Annotated in this window: 15 protein-coding genes; 13 read left to right on the top strand and 2 right to left on the bottom strand. The window is 53.8% G+C overall.

Annotated features, from left to right (window positions below):
• The first annotated feature begins 103 nt into the window (after nt 1–103).
• From TAMC210_RS02295 to TAMC210_RS02280, 4 genes are all read left to right on the top strand, one after another.
• Nucleotides 104–1,324, top strand: coding sequence for a YeeE/YedE thiosulfate transporter family protein (locus TAMC210_RS02295; RefSeq protein ID WP_173297180.1), 1,221 nt, complete (start codon nt 104–106; stop codon nt 1,322–1,324).
• Nucleotides 1,311–1,565, top strand: coding sequence for a sulfurtransferase TusA family protein (locus tag TAMC210_RS02290; protein WP_173297179.1), 255 nt, complete (start codon nt 1,311–1,313; stop codon nt 1,563–1,565). Before TAMC210_RS02295 ends, TAMC210_RS02290 begins: the two co-directional genes overlap by 14 nt.
• Before the next feature lie 252 nt (nt 1,566–1,817).
• Complete coding sequence (locus TAMC210_RS02285; protein ID WP_254388499.1) at nt 1,818–4,013, top strand: phosphodiester glycosidase family protein; 2,196 nt, start codon at nt 1,818–1,820, stop codon at nt 4,011–4,013.
• Between the two features lie 58 nt (nt 4,014–4,071).
• On the top strand, nt 4,072–5,133 hold the full coding sequence (locus tag TAMC210_RS02280; protein WP_173297177.1) for a tetraprenyl-beta-curcumene synthase family protein: 1,062 nt from the start codon (nt 4,072–4,074) through the stop codon (nt 5,131–5,133).
• On the opposite strand, the gene TAMC210_RS02275 is transcribed toward TAMC210_RS02280, so the two are convergent.
• Complete coding sequence (locus tag TAMC210_RS02275; protein ID WP_173297176.1) at nt 5,062–6,051, bottom strand: polyprenyl synthetase family protein; 990 nt, start codon at nt 6,049–6,051, stop codon at nt 5,062–5,064. The genes TAMC210_RS02280 and TAMC210_RS02275 overlap by 72 nt on opposite strands.
• A 685-nt stretch (nt 6,052–6,736) precedes the next feature.
• Between TAMC210_RS02275 and TAMC210_RS02270 the strand changes: the two genes are divergently transcribed.
• The 9 genes from TAMC210_RS02270 (at nt 6,737) to TAMC210_RS02230 (ending at nt 16,818) form a co-directional block, all read left to right on the top strand.
• Nucleotides 6,737–6,913, top strand: coding sequence for a hypothetical protein (locus TAMC210_RS02270; RefSeq protein ID WP_173297175.1), 177 nt, complete (start codon nt 6,737–6,739; stop codon nt 6,911–6,913).
• Between the two features lie 33 nt (nt 6,914–6,946).
• On the top strand, nt 6,947–9,145 hold the full coding sequence (locus TAMC210_RS02265; protein WP_173297174.1) for a molybdopterin-dependent oxidoreductase: 2,199 nt from the start codon (nt 6,947–6,949) through the stop codon (nt 9,143–9,145).
• 5 nt (nt 9,146–9,150) lie between these two features.
• Nucleotides 9,151–9,714, top strand: a complete 564-nt coding sequence (locus TAMC210_RS02260) for a 4Fe-4S dicluster domain-containing protein (protein ID WP_173297173.1) — start codon at nt 9,151–9,153, stop codon at nt 9,712–9,714.
• The gene (locus TAMC210_RS02255; RefSeq protein ID WP_173297172.1) at nt 9,715–10,536 is read left to right on the top strand and encodes a dimethyl sulfoxide reductase anchor subunit family protein; all 822 of its coding nucleotides are present in this window, start codon (nt 9,715–9,717) and stop codon (nt 10,534–10,536) included. It begins immediately after the preceding gene.
• Nucleotides 10,537–10,872: 336 nt separating this feature from the next.
• Entirely contained in the window at nt 10,873–11,688 is an 816-nt protein-coding gene (locus TAMC210_RS02250) for an inositol monophosphatase family protein (RefSeq protein ID WP_173297171.1), read from the top strand.
• A gap of 162 nt (nt 11,689–11,850) precedes the next feature.
• Nucleotides 11,851–12,489: a CPBP family intramembrane glutamic endopeptidase gene (locus tag TAMC210_RS02245; protein WP_173297170.1), complete on the top strand. Its 639-nt coding sequence runs from the start codon at nt 11,851–11,853 to the stop codon at nt 12,487–12,489.
• 471 nt (nt 12,490–12,960) lie between these two features.
• Nucleotides 12,961–14,943, top strand: coding sequence for a molybdopterin-containing oxidoreductase family protein (locus TAMC210_RS02240; RefSeq protein ID WP_173297169.1), 1,983 nt, complete (start codon nt 12,961–12,963; stop codon nt 14,941–14,943).
• Nucleotides 14,940–15,497: a 4Fe-4S dicluster domain-containing protein gene (locus TAMC210_RS02235; RefSeq protein ID WP_173297168.1), complete on the top strand. Its 558-nt coding sequence runs from the start codon at nt 14,940–14,942 to the stop codon at nt 15,495–15,497. The genes TAMC210_RS02240 and TAMC210_RS02235 overlap by 4 nt, the downstream gene beginning before the upstream one ends.
• Nucleotides 15,498–15,630: 133 nt before the next feature.
• Nucleotides 15,631–16,818, top strand: coding sequence for a PucR family transcriptional regulator (locus tag TAMC210_RS02230; protein WP_173297167.1), 1,188 nt, complete (start codon nt 15,631–15,633; stop codon nt 16,816–16,818).
• 211 nt (nt 16,819–17,029) lie between these two features.
• On the opposite strand, the gene TAMC210_RS02225 is transcribed toward TAMC210_RS02230, so the two are convergent.
• Complete coding sequence (locus tag TAMC210_RS02225) at nt 17,030–17,725, bottom strand: anaerobic ribonucleoside-triphosphate reductase activating protein (protein ID WP_173297166.1); 696 nt, start codon at nt 17,723–17,725, stop codon at nt 17,030–17,032.
• Between the last annotated feature and the right edge of the window lie 4 nt (nt 17,726–17,729).

The following is a 17,729-nucleotide window of genomic DNA, read 5'->3' as shown; positions in this document are numbered from 1 at the left end:
AAATCGGAATGTAATTTATAGCAGGATTTTATAATTTCTTGTCGTATATTTTAATTCGCTTTTTGCTTTCTCCCAGATTTTACAGTAAGGAGGGAAAGATGACTTGGTTGACAAAACTGCTACCGCCGCCGGCCGGCTGGCCTACGCCGGACAATCCCTAAAGGGGGTGTGGTCGCGGCTGTTCCGCGAACCCTGGCCTTTAGGAGTAGGAGTCATGGCCATGGCCATTACCAACCTGTTTATGTTTATGTATGCCCGTGCCCTGGGGGTCTTTCCCCAGATGGCCATGTGGGGAAGCTGGTTTTACAATTTGCTGGGCCTTAAGACTGAAAGTCCCTTTGCCCCCTACCCGGTGCAACCTTTGTACCGGGACATGCACAGCCTCCTGGATGTCGGGATTATCCTGGGCGCCCTGGGCTCTGCCTTGCTGGCCCGGGAATTCAAAATCCGGAAGGAGGACAGGGCGGGATATTTATTGGGCGCCGCCGGAGGAATCTTAATGGGTATAGGCACCGTTGTCATGCCGCCCTGCAATGTGGGAGGTTTCTGGGTAGCCACCATGGCTTTATCATTAAGCGGCCCCCTGTCTGCCGTCGGGCTGTTGTTGGGCGCCTACGTGGGCGGCCGCATTTTACAGGGCCACATACGGAAGGCCGTTCTTAAAATCGACTTCCACCAGGCTGCCGTGGGACCGCCGGTCCGCCGGCAATCCGCCTCCTCCCAGCTCATAAAAGGAATTTTGATATTTATTATCATTTTCGCCCTGGCCCTGGCCTATCACTTTAACGGTATGCCCAAGCACGGCGGGTTATTGTTGTTCGGCCTCGTTTTCGGCCTTATAGTCCAGCGGTCACGCCTTTGCTTTGCTGCCGCCTTCCGCGAAATCTTGACTACTAGAGACGGCACCGTCATGAAATGGGTCCTGTTAAGTATGGCGGTCGGTACCCTCGGTTTTGCCCTCCTAAAGGCACAGGGGTACCAGCCCCAGCATATGGTCTTCCCGGCCGGCTGGCACAACATCGCAGGCGGCTTTGTCTTCGGAATTGGGATGGTACTGGCCGGGGGCTGCGGCCTGGGCATCCTGGTCCGCAGCGGAGAAGGCTATACCCGCTCGTGGTTGGCCATTATCACCGGTATGCTGACTTCGGGTGCCTGGGTGCACCTCTACGGCCACCGGGTAGGCGAAGGCTGGCTATACGGCAGGCCCGTCTACTTGCCCGAAGTCCTCGGCTGGGGTGGCGCCCTCGCCTTTGTATACGGCTTTCTACTCCTGTTCTATCTGTTCATCCTTTGGGTGGAGGCGGGGAAGCATGAAAGAGCTTAAACCTGTAAAAATTGGCGATAACCACTACCAAGTGGATATGCGGGGTTGGATGTGCCCTTATCCTAAATATGCCATTGAGATGCTCTTAGAAAAACTGCCGCAGGCCAGCCTTATGGACCTGTTGGTGGACTGCCCCGCAGCTACTAAAGACGTCCCGGCTGTTGTCCGAAGTAAGGGAAGCGACGTTCTGGAAGTATCTCCAATAAGCGACGGTGAATGGTTGATCAGAATAAGCAAATAATTTCCCTCTCCCTCCCCTCGGGGAGGGACATTTTATCTTCCAACGAAATCCCCTGGCTTCCCTTGAAGATGTTGCTACTAGACTGCAAAAGGGAACTAAAGGCTGGATGGTCGGGTAAAAAACTTGACCGTACTAAAGGCTTCTTTACGGGAACTTGCCGGGGTTCATCAGCGTCTATTATAATAGGAATAACTTACCTGGGGCTTTCATCTACCGCCCTGCCCTTAAGGAGGCATAATGTTCGTGAACCGGATGCGGCAAAGAAGGGTATTCTTCATCCCCCTGGTCGCCTTCTTGGCGGCCCTGCTCCTGGCCTTCCCCCTGGTTTCCCTGGCCGGGCCTTTAGCCTGGCAGGTAATCCCTGAAGAGGAAGAAGTACCCCTTTCTACCGGGGTACGATATTCATCCTATCGGCTCAACGCCCCCGACTATGACCAGAGGGTGCAGGTACTGACCGTTGATCTGGCGGACAAGTTTACCGTGCTAGAAACAGCCCTGTCCCACGACAACCTGGCCTTTGACCAGGAGAGGCCTTCGGCCATGGCGGCCCGGTTGGCCCAAGAAGGCAAAGGAGCGGTGGCGGCCACCAACGGCGACTTTTACAGCACTCAGGCCCCCCACTTGCCCATCGGCCTCCAGATAATGGGTGGCGAGTTGCTTATCAGCCCCCAAGGATTTCCGGCCCTGGGGGTAACGGGAAAGAAAGAGATTTTGCTGGGCACCCCACACTTAGAAGCCCTGGTGACCTTTTCCCGCCAAGTAACCTTAGAGAGCCAGGGAGTGGCCAAATTTGTTTACAGCCACCCCATCGACCACATCAACCGACCCCGGGGAAAGGATATGCTCATCCTTTATACTCCTGCCTTTGCTCCTACCACCCGAACCAACGATTACGGTACCGAGGTAATCCTAAAAGATGTCGACCTGCCCATCAAAGCAGGATCTACATACAGCGGAACAGTGGTGGCCAAAATAGAAAATAAGGGTAGTAACCCTATCCCCCTCGATGGGGTAGTCCTTTCCGGCCACGGCAAGGCCCGGGAATTCCTGAACATGCTCAATCCCGGCGACCGGATCAATTTTACCATTAGATTTACCGATCCCCAGTGGCATGAGGTTACCGAAGCCATAGGAGGCCGGGAGATTATCCTACGCGACGGGCAGATCGCGTTACCGGAAAACAGCCGAGACCCGCTCATTACGGCCCGCCATCCCCGGACGGCGGTCGGCGTCACCAGGGATGGGCGGCTGGAGATATTGGTGGTTGACGGTCGCCAGCCTGGATACAGCGACGGTATGACCCTCTACGAACTGGCCGAGTTCATGCTGGACCGCGGCATCGTGGCCGCCTTAAACCTCGACGGAGGAGGTTCCTCGGTCTTGGCGGCCCGCAAGGTGGGCGAGGAAGAGCTCACCGTATTGAACCGGCCCGCCGGTGGCGGAGAAAGGCCTGTAACTAATGGCCTGGTCCTTTTCTCCACAGCTCCCAGGGGAGAGCTCAGCTATTTGTACTTATTCCCGTCTAGGGTCAAAGTGTATAAGGGGAGCCAGGTGGAGTTCAGCCTTAAGGCCCAGGACAACTACTACAACCCAGCTCCTATACCGGACGACGTAACCTGGCAAGTAGAGGAAGGGATAGGCCGTTTCATATCCCCCGGCCTATTCCAGGCCGAACAGCCTGGGAAATCCGAGGTGAAGGCCCGGGTAAGGGGGATCGAGGCCGTTGCCGAGGTTGAGGTAGTCGACGAGATCGCGCGGTTGGTAATCAACCCGGCCGTAGCCTTCTTGAAGCCGGGAAGCAGGCAGCAGTTTAAAGTCCGCGCCTTTGATGCCGAGGGCGAGGAAATTCTCGTTAATCCATCCCTGTATAGCTGGTCCATCCCTCCCGAGCTGGGCGAAATAGACCCCGAGACGGGTGAGTTGTTGGTAACCGGAGCGGTACAAAACGGCGTGGTAAAGGTACGCTTAGGAGACCGTGAGGCCGTAGCCGAGATCAACCCCACCCTATCCGTGCGGCTGGAAGGCCCGGCCCAGGTGGGCCAAAAGGTCACCCTGGTGGTAACCCACAGGGGCATGCCCGTCGCGGGGGCCTCCGTCTATCAGGTTGAGCCCTCGGTACCCACCGGCCGGGTGACGGCCAGCGCCCTGTACTTCCGTACCGGACCGGGTACCGGAAACCCGGCCAGGGCCCTGCTGCCCCGGGGGTATAGCCTGGAGATCTTGGCCAAGCTGGAGAACGGTTGGCTAAAGGTGCGCCTCCCGGACGGGCGAGTCGGCTATGTTGCAGGCCAATACGTTGCCGTCCAGGAAGGAAGCCGCCTCCTGGGGCAGACCGATGCTCAGGGGAAAATCGTATTCACCGCAACTGCAGCCGGCCGGTATGTTTTTACGGTCCAGAAGCAGGGATACTTGGCCGCCACCTTAGCGCAGGAGTTCAAGGTCCGCTAAACTGGCCCTGGGAAAAGTGGGGAGAACAGCGGCTAGGTAGAAAGGAATAGAGGATTAGATGCCGGGAAGCATTGCTCACCTGCAATTAATGGCCCGCTATCTCTTCCAATCCTTCCCGGGAGTAGCCCGGGAGCTGGAGGGCTGGCGCCGCCTAGCCTCCCGGTGTCCAGATCCCGAGCTAAGGCGACAGGCGCTGGCCAGCCTGGCCTTAAAACGGTTCCACTGCCAGGGGGCCAGCGTTTTTGCCGTGTGGCATGGAAACTGCCATGGGGAGTTGCTGCGGGCCATTGTGGCCCTGCAGACCATAAGTGATTACCTGGACAATCTCTGTGATCGGGCCGGGGTCCACGAGGAAAAAGCTTTCCAGCAGCTGCATCATGCTTTCCGCGATGCCCTTACTCCCGGAGCTAACCCCAAGGATTACTATAAGGACTACCCTTACCGCCAGGACGGCGGGTATCTGGCTGCTTTGGTAAAAGCCTGCCAGCAATCCCTTAGGACTTTACCCTCTTACCCTCACGTACAAGACAAGGTACAGTGGTTGGCAGAACTTTATTGCCACTTGCAGGTTACCAAGCACCTCCTGCCGGACCGGCGGGAAAGGCGGCTCATCCAGTGGCTGGATCCCCTGCTGCAGGATCTCCCGGAGCCCTTGAATTGGTGGGAGTTGGCGGCGGCCACCGGATCCACCCTGGGTATTTTCGCCCTTATGGCCACGGCCCTGAGGCCCCGGGTTACGGTGGGAGAAGTGGAGCAGCTGACCGCTGCCTATTTCCCCTGGATCGGGGGCTTGCATATATTGCTGGATTATTATATCGATCGCCAGGAAGACCGGGAAGGGGAGGACTTGAACTTTGTTAATTATTATAACGGCGAAAGGGAGGCGCTGCTTCGCCTGCAGTATTTCTTGCAGCGTTCCCTGGAGGAAGCCGCTTCCTTACCGGACCCTGTCTTCCACCGCACGGTGATATGGGGACTACTGGCCCTGTACCTTTCCGACGCCAAGGTAGCAGCCCAGGAGGCAACAGGCACGCGGCGGCTTCTCCTCTTAAACGGTGGCTTGGCTTCCCGCCACCTCTTCTTCCTCTGCTCCTTCCTGCGACGGGCGGGAGTAATCTAGCCCTTCAATTTTGGCCAGCACCTGGCCGGCCAGCCGGGCCAATTCATCTCGGGCGGGACAGGGAGGTAAACTTTCCAAGGCTGAAAAGGCTAAATCGACTTGCTCCCGGGCCCGCTGCTCGGCGTATTCACAACAGCCCGAGGAGCGGACGGCAGCGGCTATTTCCTCCCTTTCTTCCGGTGTTAAACCTTGGCTTATCTTCTCCCGCCAGTAGCCGGCCTGAGGGACCAGTTCGAGGAAGCGCAAAACAGGTAAAGTAATAATGCCCTGGGATAAATCCTGAAGGCAGGGTTTGCCCAGCTCCTCTGACCGGCCTAAAAGGTCCAGCAAATCGTCCGCCATTTGATAGGCCAGGCCCAAATGCCAGCCAAAGCGGGCCAAGCTCTCCTGCCCGGAACGTTTAAGGTGGCAGAGGACACCGCCGCAGCGGCAGGCGGCGCCTATTAAAGAGGCCGTCTTTTTGCCGATATGGCCGAGATAGGCCTGCTCGTTAAGCCCGGGAGCAATGCGCTGCTCGATTTCACCTTCACACATTATCCGGATGGTGGCCGTGACAATGTTAAGGACGGCCCGGGGGCTCTGGGCCAGTAGGGCGAAGGCGGTGGCGAAGAGATAATCCCCGGTGAGCACTGCGGGGATGGGGCCGTACAGGGAATGCAAGGCCGGCCGGTGGCGGCGTACCGGCGCACCATCCAGTATGTCATCGTGAATGAGGGAAGCAAGGTGGACCAGCTCAATGGCGGCAGCCACCCTGTTTACTTCCGCCGGATCATGGGGCCCAAACTGGGCGCATATTCGCACCAGGGTGGGGCGCAGTCCCTTGCCACCGGAGAGAACGTGGTCCAAAAGTTGCCGCAGGGGAAGGCTTTCTGTGGCAACGGCCTCAGAGAGGAGCCCTTCGAGACCAGGCCAGAGCAAGAATGTAGTGCCTCCTTTGTTATTTTCGTTCTTATTATGGCCTCTGGACCGACAACGATACACCCAACCCTAGGGCTATGTAAAATTTAAGTAGGTAGCGGCAGGCAAACAGGGCGGTGATGAGCCTCACTCGAGGAAAACGCCGAAGACTATATTCACGAAGGGACATTAGACAGAATTTTCCTACTGTTATAAGGGAAGGCCCAAACAGTCACCTAAAAAGCGCTCTAAGCCGTTAAAGTACTTAGAGGCACCCCCGGCCATCTAGCTTGTTTAGGAAGTCCTGAATGACCTTTGTGCCGAACGCCCCCGTCCAGCACTCCCGAATATTCCCTTGCCCTGCAAAATTCCACTAAATCCATTTCGCGGATAGCGAAGACCCTCTCCGTTTCTGCTCCGCTTCCACTCCCCATCTGCTCTAGTCATAGCGAAAAGGTTCTTAATGAATACTATCTATCACATTTCACAAAATATGCTGTACACCAGAAGCTACTGAATAAAAATTTAACTCAAACACTCTAAGGCCACTCAAAGGGCGAGTTATTAGCGATGTTTACGAGGCCTAGTCTTTGTATTTGGCGCAAAAGCGATTGGGCCAAGTTTTAATTTATTCCAAAGGTAGCGGGCCAGAATTTAACGAAATTGTAATAAGGCTATCAAGCACAAGGAAAAGGCGGGGGTTGGGATGAAAAAGAACATAATCTGTTGGCTGCTGCTTACGGCGCTTAGCCTTTTTCTCCTAAGCTGTGGCAGCAATTTAAAAAACATATCCGTGCAAAGCGGCCCGACGGATCCCAATTATCGGGGCGTAATCTACGAAGATAAGCTGGGGGGATCGGATAGCGGCAAGCCCAATATTTAGAGCATCTAAAGCACTTTTCCGGGAGGTGAGCTTATGGATTATAAAATTTCCCGTCGCTCCTTTTTAAAGGGTCTAGCCGCGGGAGGCGCTTTAGCTGCTGTGGGCGGCCTACATTATGCTCCCCAGGCTAAAGGCGTAGAAGCAGGTGAAGGATTTAAAGTTTTCCGCAATGTCTGCCCCCGTAACTGCTACGATACCTGCAGTATGCTTAGCTATGTAAAAGATGGTGTCTTGCGTGAGGTAACCGGTGATCCCCAAAACACCTTCACCAACGGTCGCCTCTGCGTTAAAGGGTACACGTATACCCGCCGGGTTTATAGCCCAGATCGGTTGAAATATCCTCTTAAACAGGAGCCCCGCGGCTCTGGCAACTGGAAACGGATTTCCTGGGATGAAGCCTTAGATATCATTGCCCGCAAGATTTTGGCCCTCAAGAAAGAGTACGGCAGCACCCTGCCCATTTGCCTTAATAAATACTCCGGCAATTTTGATATTCTCCATTATGGCATTGACGGCTTTTTTAGCAGCATAGGCTACACTACCCGGGCTTTGGGGACGCCTTGCTGGCCGGCAGGTATAGATGCCCAAACTTTCGATTTCGGCACCCTCTGGAACAACGACCCGGAGGACCTGGTTAATTCCCGTTATATTATCCTTTGGGGGGTCAACCCGGCCTGGACTTCGGTGCATTCCTTCCGCTTTTTGTATCAAGCCCGGGAGAGGGGCGCCAAAATAGTAGTCATCGATCCCATCGTTACCCAGACAGCTTCCAAGGCTGACCTCTATCTCCAGATCAAGCCCAGCACCGACGGCGCCCTGGCCCTAGGTATGGCCCGCCATATCCTGGATAACGGGTGGGGGGATTTAGAATACCTTAAGGCCAATGCCATCGGCTGGGAAGAGTTCTTTGACTACCTGCGCCGGGAAGTAACCCTGGATTGGGCCAGCCGCATAACCGGCATTCCTGCCGAAGTTATTGCCAACCTGGCCCGGGAGTATGCCACCACCAAACCGGCAGCCATCTGGATCGGCTACGGCCTGCAGCGCCATACCAACGGCGGCCAGAACGTAAGGACCATCGATGCCTTGGCCGTGATCACCGGTAACGTGGGTAAGAGCGGCGGTGGAGCCCTTTACGGCCACCTGGAGACCTGGGGCTTCAATTATGCGGCCATGAATATGCCTAAGCCGCAGGGTTCGGTGGGAGTGAAAACACCGGACGGTACCATGTCGGACCGCTTCATCAACATAAACAACTTCGGCGCCGAGCTGCTCAACACCGATAACCCGCCCATCAAGATGCTCTGGATCGCCTGCCGCAATCCTTTATCTCAAGATCCTGAACCCCAGGTAATCCAGAAGGCCTTAGAGAATATAGACTTGGTGGTAACTGTCGACCATTTCCTCACCCGCACAGCCGCCTGGTCGGATATTGTTCTCCCGGCTACGACACATTTTGAAGAATGCGGAGTTAATGCCAGTTATTGGCACTACTGGGTAGGCCTCAACGAAAAGGCCATCGAACCCTATTTTGAAGCCAAAAACGATGTGGAGATCGCCATGATGCTTTCGGCGAAATTAAACGCCCTGGAGCCCGGCTCTTGCACTTATCCTACCAGCGGCAATCTGGAGGAATGGGTGGGCAAAGAGTTTAATCAAAAGATGCTAGACCTCCTAGGCATCAAAGATTACCGTGAACTGAAAGAAGGTCCGCGAAAAGCTAAGTTGCCGGCAGCGGCCTGGTCCGACGGGAAATTCCGCACACCGTCCGGTAAGATCGAAATTAAATCCCTGGAAGCCACTAAATACGGGCTTCCGGCCCTGCCCGTCTATGTGCCGGAAAAACAGGCGCCGTCCCAGTACCCCTATCGCTTATTCACGCCCCACTGGCGCCACGGCTTGCATTCCCAGTTCCAGAACATCGACTGGATGATGAATGTAAGCCTTGAGCCCTACGTGGAGATTCATCCTGCTACCGCTAAAGAAAGAGGGATTAACGACGGCGACTGGGTAAAGGTGTATAACGACATCGGCTATGTTATTTTGAAAGCCAAGATTACAGCCACTACAGCACCTGACGTGCTCGTGGCTTACGAAGCATGGTACAAGGATCTCGATTATAATGTCAATTATACCGTGAAAGCGGTGCCCAGTGACATGGGCAAAAAAGCTACGGGGAACCGGGGCCTGGCCTTCCACGACAATTTCGTCAACATAGATAAGGTGAGGTGATATCCTTGAGCAAGCAGCTGGGTTTCTTGGTGGACACGGAAAAGTGTTTAGGCTGTTTTAGCTGTGAAATGGCCTGTAAAAATGAATACCAGACGGAAGTTAAGCCGCGCTGGCGCCGCGTTTACCCGCAGAAGGAAGAAAATCTTCCCTACCCGGAAAGAAACTTCATGTCCCTGGCCTGCAACCATTGCGCTGATCCCGCCTGCCTCAAAGTGTGTCCGGTTAAAGCTTATAGCAAGCGGGAGGATGGTATCGTACTGCACAATCATGATCGCTGCATCGGCTGCCGTCTGTGCACCATGGCCTGCCCTTATGGAGCGCCCCAATATAACGAAAAGGAGCGTAAGGTGGAAAAATGTCAACTTTGTTATCAGAAGATTGACCGCGGTGAGGAACCGGCCTGTGTAGCGGCCTGCCCGGTAGAAGCTTTGAAAATAATCGAGCTTAACGCCTTCCCCTCTATGGGCACTGTAAAGTCGCTGCCGGGTTTCCCTAACATCGGTATTACCCGACCTTCCATCCGCTTTGTACCTCCGCGGGTAGGGATGCAGATAAGGAGGGATGGCTAAATGGCAACCGGGGAGTGGTTCCTGGTACTATTTACGGTGCTTTCCCAAATGGCCGTAGGGTACCTAATTTTTGTAGTGCGACCGGTAGCCGGCCGGCAAAACCCCGTCCTTACCTGGTTGCTGCCAGCAGGGCTTTTAGGCCTCGCTTTGTTGGTCTCCTTAGGGCACCTGGGGCACCCGGAGGGGGCATATCGGGCCCTGTCTAATCTTTCTTCTTCCTGGCTAAGCCGCGAGGTCCTGTTCTTTGCCCTCTCTTTCCTGGCCCTAGTAATAGCTGTTTTAAGCGAAAGGAGGCAAAATGCGGCGGCAGCCCGCACAGCGGCTACTTTTGCCTTGGGCACTGGCCTTCTGGGGGTACTGTCCAGTTCCCTTATCTACCTTTTGCCCGCCCGTCCGGCCTGGAATAACTTCCAGACTATCCTGTCCTTTTTCTTAACTTCCTTCCTGCTAGGTATGGCCCTGGCTGCCCTCGTCAAACAGTATCGACCCGAAGTACCGGTGGGCTTTAGCCCCAGCACCTGCGGCTTTGTTGTTTCCCTTCTTCTCCTTTTAAGCCTTATAAGTAGTGCTTCTTATCTCACCTTCCTGGCTGCAGCGGGTCCGGAAGCCCGTATAACCCTTAATACCCTCTTGGCCAGCCCTTGGTGGTGGCTTAGAGTAGTAACTGGGTGGCTGGTACCCCTTTCTTTAAGCTACCGGTTGCTCCGGCAAGAAGAGGGTTCGCCCTCTATAACCTTAAGCCTTTTTATTTTCCTGCTGGTAGGTGAGTTTTTGGGCCGGGCCCTTTTTTATGGCACCGCCGTTGCCCTGGGTATAGGGTAGAGGACCTTTCGTGGGGCAATTAAGCCAAAAAGGATAATCGAGCATAATAACCTATGCTCGATTATCCTTTTGCTTTAGTATTAGTTTAAGACAAGGCCCGCTGCTGAGTTATCCCTAGTTTTGATTCCAGGCCTGCTTGGCTTGCGCTTGCAAAGGTCTCCTTCGCGGCGTCAAGACCCGGGTCAATAGGTTTGAGACTTCACCAGCCATGATGCTGGTGGTGTTGGGTAGTCTGCAGGCTAATATCCTTCCCCGGTTAAAAAACTTAGGTTACACTATATCAAGCTAACGCCACAGTAGGTCTGGAAAGTAAGCCTAGGGAAGGAGAAGGTGAATATGCAAGATAGGTACGAGGATTTAAAAAGTAAGCTTGAGATAGCCAAGCAGGCCGCCTTTCAAGCTGGGAGATACGTCCGGGAGGCCTTGGGAAAGGTTGATCACTTCTCTACTAAAACCTCGGTCACGGATCTTGTGACCGAGGTAGATCGGCAGTCAGAAGCCTTGATTAAAAAACTTTTACGGGAGAATTTTCCGGGGGATAGGATTTTAGGTGAAGAAGGAGGGATAGAAGCGCCTGGTACAGGTGGGGAAGATGGCCCACCACCCGATCTATGGATCATCGATCCTTTGGATGGAACTACCAACTTTGTCCAAGGCTTACCCTTTTTTAGCATTTCTATTGCCCTACAGCGAGGGGGAGATATTGTCCTCGGAGTGGTCTACGACCCCAATCGCGAGGAGATATTTTACGCCCATAGAAACTTGGGCTCCTGGCTTAACGATAAACCCATAAGGGTTTCCCAAGAGAATACTTTGCTGGAGAGCTTAGTGTGTACCGGCTTTCCTTATAACTTATCTGCCGAGGAAGAAACTTTAATCAACATCCGGGTTGTTGCTCCCCGGGTGCGCGATTTGAGGTCTTTGGGTTCGGCTGCCCTAGAGCTGGCCTATGTAGCATGTGGTCGGCTTACAGGATACTGGGAATGGAGGCTTTCCCCGTGGGACGTAGCAGCAGGTAAGCTTTTGGTAGAAGAAGCTGGAGGATGTGTTACTACTTGCCAGGGGGAGCCTTTTTCTTTGTCTAGCCCTTCTATACTGGCAACCAACGGAAGAATCCATAGCGAGCTCGTCCGCCTGCTCTCCAGGCGGTAGATAAAAAAGAAAAAGCCGGGTAGGAGTACTTGCTACCAGGTTTTTTGTAGGTTGGCCACAAAACATATGTTCGAAAAGCAGAGTGGAAGCGGAAATGAAGCGGAGATGGTCGTGCACCGAGAGTTGGGTCTACCGCCCTGGAAACGAGGAGGAGACATGATAGTGGGAGGAGACAGGCAGCAAAAGAGTCAGAGCCTTCCTCTTTGGGTGATTTACGTCAATACGTCAACCCTTGGTATATGGGGACTCGCCCTGCTGTTGTGGGGTCATTTCAATTACGGAGTTTCGTGGAGTGTTTTGCTGGATGTGGGGAACCTGTGGCAGGTTTTAGGTCTAGGAACGATCATGGCGATCATTTTCATGTTGTTTGCAATGGCGGTGGCCACATTCATGCCCAGATTCCTGCCCGACAGGTTATGGTATGACAGAACTAATCTCTACTTTAGTCAATTGAGTTATCTCCACATCTTTTTCCTCATGGCCCTGACCGCCGTCGCAGAAGAGATCTTTTTCCGGGCTGCCCTCCAATCGCTCCTGATGCAGTGGTTGTCTTCGGTTCCGCTGGGTATCGGCGCATCCGCAGCGTTCTTCGCTGTGTTCCATTTTCGATACCTCAAGAAACCCGTTCTTGGGGTGTCGGTTCTTGGGTACGGGTTAGCATTAGGCTGGCTCTATTGGTATACCAGGAGTATCTGGACAGCGGTGTGGAGCCATTTTTTGTACGACCTTGTCATGAGCTTGTTCGGCAAGAAAGGGAGGTTTTTGCCTAAAAAGGAAATTCAAGTTGACTACAAGGAATGAGGGAAGGAAACTGCTATTTGGGGTAGTACCGCTAAGGGTGACGCCTCTCTACCATCGTAGAGGGGAAGGGGGGCAGCCCCCAACCCGACCAAGTCAGTGGGAAAGGAAGAAATGGGTGTTACCGGCGAAGCCATTATTCATCTGAGTTATCCCCAGTTTTTGCTGGGAAGGCCTGCTTAGGCTTCAAGCGAGCGACTAAACCCGAGCGGCAGCCAAACTTAGCGAAGCCGAAAGCGGAGGCGGACCCGAGGGCATGGATGCCCGAGGCCGGCAACTGAGGCAGGATGCCGAATTTGCCGGGAAGTCCGCCGGAGCTTGAGGCTGAGTGATAGTTTGGCCTGCGAGGGTTTCCGGAGCGAGCTGAAGCCAAGCAGGCCTAGAAGCCAAACTGGGGATACGCCAGATTATTCATGTATTGTAGCTCAGAAAGGCCTATGTTAGAATATACGCAAAAGGAGTAAGAAAAAGCATATGCCGGTTTATCGCTCTGTCTGCCCCTGCAACTGCTATGACGCTTGCGCCATGTTGACTTACGTGGAAGGCGGCAAGATAGTCAAAATCGAAGGCGACCCACACCACGGTTTTACCCGCGGTCGCCTCTGCGCCAAGGGTTATGCTTACCTGCGCCGGGTTTATAGCCCGGAGCGTCTGCGCTACCCCTTGCGGCAATATCCCCGGGGTTCGGGAAACTGGCAGCGCCTTTCCTGGGGTGAAGCTTTGGAAATTATAGCGGAGCAGATGCTGACCATTAAAGAGAAATATGGTAGCACCCTGCCCTTATGCCTTAATAAATACTCGGGCAATTTTGGCTGGCTGCACAATGCAGTGGAAGCCTTTTTCGACAGCCTCGGCGGCACCACCCGGGCCGGGGGCTCTCCCTGTTGGTCGGCCGGGTTGGATGCCTTTCTCCTCGATTTCGGGACCGTGCACAGTCCCGATCCGGAGAAGATGGGCCAGAGTAAGTGCCTTATCCTCTGGGGCACCAACCCGGCCTGGACCTCGGTTCATTCCCTTTCCTTTTTGCAGGAGGCCCGGCGGCAAGGAGCTAAAATTATAGCCATCGATCCAGTTTTCACGCCGACAGCCAGGTGGGCTGACTTATATCTGCAGGTTAAACCCGGCAGCGATGGTGCGCTGGCCTTAGGCGCTGCAGCCTATATATACCAGCATTCCCTTTATGACCACCATTATGTAAAGCATTATACCGTAGGGTGGGAGGACTTTAGCCGTCAACTAGCAGCTTTAACCCTAGATTGGGCGGCGGGAGAAACCGGCCTTCCACCGGAAGCCATAGCTACCCTGGCCGAAATTTATGCTACCACCAGGCCGGCTGCTATTTGGATCGGCTTTGGCCTCCAGCGCCATACCAATGGGGGCCAAAACGTGCGGGCTATCAACGCCCTGGCTGCTATAACCGGCCACCTGGGTGAAGAAAACGGGGGAGTTTATTATGCCCACCAGCATACCTGGCCGCGAGGCTTCCAGGTGGAGCCTCCTAAGGACTATCGGAGTCCCAATCGTTACCTGAACATCAATAATTTTGCGGCGGAGATCTTAGCTGCTTCTGATCCTCCAGTAAAGTTTTTATGGGTGTCCTGTCGCAACCCGGTGAGCCAGGAAGCAGGCGCCGGGCGAGTAAGTGAGGCTTTGAATACCGTGGACATGATTGTAACGGTAGATCATTTCCTCACCCCTACAGCCCAGCTCTCAGATGTAGTGCTACCTGCCTGTACCCTCTTTGAGGAGTGGGATATTGTTTCCAGCTACTGGCATTACTGGGTGGCCGTCAACGAGCCGGCCATCCCGCCGTGGCTTGAAGCCAAAAGCGACCTGGAGATTGTTTCTGCCCTGGCAGCTAAACTTAACGAGCTGGCTCCGGGGAGCAGCACTTTCCCCACCGATAAAGGGCCTACTGACTGGTTGGATAGTCTTTTCGATGAAAAAATGCAAAATCTCCTGGGAATGGAATCCTGGCAGGAGCTTTTGAAGGGCCCGCGCAAAGCCCAGGTGGAGGCTGCTTTTCCCAGCAAGATCAATTTTTTGTGTTCTCCCGTTTACGTACCCCCCTTATCGCCTCCGCTCCGCTATCCCTTGCGGCTCCTGAGCCCCCACCAACAGTATAGCCTCCATTCCCAGTTTCAAAATCTGGACTGGTTGCTGGCCATTAATCCTGAACCCTTTTTGCTTATCCATCCGGTCACTGCCGAGAAGCGCCACCTACAAGAAGGCGAACTGGCGCGAATATTCAACGACCAGGGGGAAATTGTCGCCCGGGTGAAAATAGACCCGGGAGTGCCCCAGGATGTGGTGGTGGCTTACGAGGCCTGGTACGGTAAGAGTAATTATAATGTGAACAAGCTAACTTCTCCCCTGCCTACCGACCTGGGTAGTCTCACTACCGGTTTCCCCGGGTGCGCTTTTTATGATTGTTTTGTGGAGGTTGCTCGCCTGTGAAGCAGTGGGGTTTCTGGTTACGCTTGGATCACTGTGTCGGCTGTCGCACCTGCCAGCTGGCTTGCAAGAAAGAAAAAGGCACCAGTAGCAGAATAAACTTGCGCCGGGTAAGGGAGGAAAGAGGACCGGGAGGCGAGCTTTACTTTTTGTCCCTGGCCTGCAATCACTGCAGCAATCCTGAATGCATTAGGGTCTGCCCGGAAAAAGCCTACTGGAAACGTCGGGACGGGATAGTTCTGCACCTGCCTCGCCGCTGCCAGGGCTGCCGGGCATGCGTGCAGGCCTGTCCCTATCAGGCTCCCCAATACAACGTAGAGACGCGTAAGGCCGAAAAATGCGATTTCTGCCGCTCCCGTCTGGAACAAGGGCTCCTGCCGGCTTGCGTGGAGGCCTGCCATACCGAAGCGCTAAATGTAATAGTTTGGGAAGAAAGCCCTGGAGGGACTAGTTACTCCCGCCGGTTGCCTTCCCTGCCCGATCCTGCTCTGACCAGGCCTTCCCTGCATTTGAGCTGGGAAAGGAGCACCCGTGCGTTCTGGCGTAGGGTTTTGTAATTTTTACAAAAAGAAAGCGCCTATTTTATAGACATTACAAAACAGGAATCCGTAAACCCTAGCACAGTACCCTTGAGCCGGAGAACTTTCACCATAAATACCAAGCAAGTATGATTGAGGGATAAGCATGGTCATGGAAAATTTAATGGAGGTTATAGACCTGATTGTTAAGGGCGGCAGTTTAGCTCATCTGGTCCAGCGCCTGGCCGGGATATTTAATGCCGGCATTATTGTTACTAATCCTTGGGGAAAAATTTTGGCCACCAGCGATCCCCTGGCTTTCCCTCCAGGAAGATACTTGCCCTTTAGTCTGCGAACCCCGCAAACACAAGGCACTTTTGAACAGTGGTCCTATTTTGCCCAGGCCTTAAACACTGGGGGGACCGTGTACGGCTACCTGCTAATTGTAAAGGAGCAAGGACTGCCCTCTGAGATAATTCCCCATATAACTCAAGCAGCCCAAATTATACTCCTCGCTCTGGCTAAAGAACAGGCTGTAGTGGCTACCGAAAGGCGTTATCGTACGGATTTTCTTTACGATCTTCTGTACAATAATTTTGAATCCAAGGAAGCTATGGTAGCCCGAGGACAACTCTGGGGTTGGGATTTAAATCGTCCCCATATGTTAATGGTGATAGAGCTTCGGCTCTTTAGGGATGAAGCTTCGAGCGATTCTGCTACGGTAGAGCAATTTCAGGGTCTGGCTTCCACTGCTGTTTTAGAAAAATATCCCCACGCTATGCTCCTTCCGCGTGGCCAGCAACTGGTCATAATATTGCCGACGCCTGAAGAAGAAAAAGTAGCCCGGCAGAAGCTAACGGAATTATTTGACTACCTCGTTCGTGCGGTGGCCAGATATTTTCCTCCCGGTTCCCTCCTAGGAGGAGTGGGATTGTTTTATCCTTCCGCCAGTGAGCTTTATTTGAGCTTTCAGGAAGCCAAAATTGCCCTGGAAATAGGAAAGCACTTGCGCCGGGAGCAGGGGCTGGTCTTTTTTGCCGACCTCGGTGTAGAAAAGCTCCTTTATCACCTCCCCTCGCCCCTGCTGGAGGAATATTGCCAGCAAACTATTGGCAAGCTGGAGGAGTATGATAAAACCCATGGCACTAATTATGTAGAGGTGCTAGAAAGCTTCTTCCAGTTTAATGGTGACTTCCAAGCCCTGGCCCAGCACTTCTACTTGCATCCGAACACTCTGCGTTATCGGCTGCAAAAGATCGGGGAAATTTTAGGTTTGGACATCCACTCTTTAGAGAGCCTGTCAAATTTACTGGTAGCTTTAAAGGCTAGGGCCTTTGTTAAACGTTGGAGCAAGGCCTAAGGTTGGCTTAGTTAGGTACGGATGAAGATAGGTACAATACCTGGTAGGGAAATGCATCGTGCATGCTGCTGGCAAGAGGAGACATGGACTTACGCTGGCAGTATTCGAACACTTCGTATTAATGTCGCGCTTCGTTTTCCAGGCCTTCGCCGGAATGGTCAGGAACGCGACCTGGAGGGGCCCGTCCGGCGGGAAAACCCGCGGGCCCCTGTTAGGCTCTTATTTCTACTCTACCGAAGAAGGGCGCCAATTTTAAGGCCGTATTCTTCAAGGTCGCTTCCGAACAGGGAGGGATATCCCGGTAGTATCCGTTAATAACAGAATCCGCGGGCCTAAAGGCCTGCAAAACATACCGGCGGGCCCCAGCCAGCAAAGGCCCGAGGGCCAGGAGTTCTTCTTCCGACAATAGGCCCGGAACCATTGTAGTCCTGAATTCGTAAGCCGTGCGGCTGTTTTTAAGCAGGTTGACGCTTTCCTTTACAGCTCCGAGATCCGCTTTCACACCCGTAAGGAGGTTATACTTTTCCAGCGGTCCTTTGACATCCATAGCCACATAATCCAGAAGACCTTTTTCTAAAAGCCCGGCTATAACCTCGGGCCGCGTGCCGTTAGTATCTATTTTGACTTTGAAGCCCCTCCCTTTCAATTGACAAATAAAATCTTCCAGGCCTCGGGCCAAGGTCGGCTCTCCCCCTGTGAGACAGACGGCTCGGATGAAAGACTTCCGCCGGTCCAAGAAAGCCAAAACCTCTTCTGGGGGAATCTCAGGCAAAGCCGAGGGGCGCAGTACCAGGTCGGCATTATGGCACCAGGGGCAGCGGAAATTACATCCCCCGAAGAAAACGGTGGTACAAACCTCGCCGGGAAAATCCACCAGGCTAGTCTTGTGGATACCTCTAATGGCCACAGGT

Origin of the sequence: Thermanaeromonas sp. C210 (assembly GCF_013167955.1) — a bacterium.
GTDB lineage: Bacteria > Bacillota > DSM-521 > Neomoorellales > Neomoorellaceae > UBA12545.
Note: the sequence above shows the minus strand (reverse complement) of the source record. Positions and strands in the feature narration are given on the sequence as shown.

Excerpts from the sequence above, each read along its gene's own strand:
- TAMC210_RS02280 (WP_173297177.1), top strand. The coding sequence starts at position 4,072 with ATGCCGGGAAGCATTGCTCACCTGCAATTAATGGCCCGCTATCTCTTC.
- TAMC210_RS02265 (WP_173297174.1), top strand. The coding sequence starts at position 6,947 with ATGGATTATAAAATTTCCCGTCGCTCCTTTTTAAAGGGTCTAGCCGCG.
- TAMC210_RS02285 (WP_254388499.1), top strand. The coding sequence starts at position 1,818 with ATGCGGCAAAGAAGGGTATTCTTCATCCCCCTGGTCGCCTTCTTGGCG.
- TAMC210_RS02240 (WP_173297169.1), top strand. The coding sequence starts at position 12,961 with ATGCCGGTTTATCGCTCTGTCTGCCCCTGCAACTGCTATGACGCTTGC.
- TAMC210_RS02230 (WP_173297167.1), top strand. The coding sequence starts at position 15,631 with ATGGAAAATTTAATGGAGGTTATAGACCTGATTGTTAAGGGCGGCAGT.
- TAMC210_RS02270 (WP_173297175.1), top strand. The coding sequence starts at position 6,737 with ATGAAAAAGAACATAATCTGTTGGCTGCTGCTTACGGCGCTTAGCCTT.
- TAMC210_RS02290 (WP_173297179.1), top strand. The coding sequence starts at position 1,311 with ATGAAAGAGCTTAAACCTGTAAAAATTGGCGATAACCACTACCAAGTG.
- TAMC210_RS02255 (WP_173297172.1), top strand. The coding sequence starts at position 9,715 with ATGGCAACCGGGGAGTGGTTCCTGGTACTATTTACGGTGCTTTCCCAA.
- TAMC210_RS02250 (WP_173297171.1), top strand. The coding sequence starts at position 10,873 with ATGCAAGATAGGTACGAGGATTTAAAAAGTAAGCTTGAGATAGCCAAG.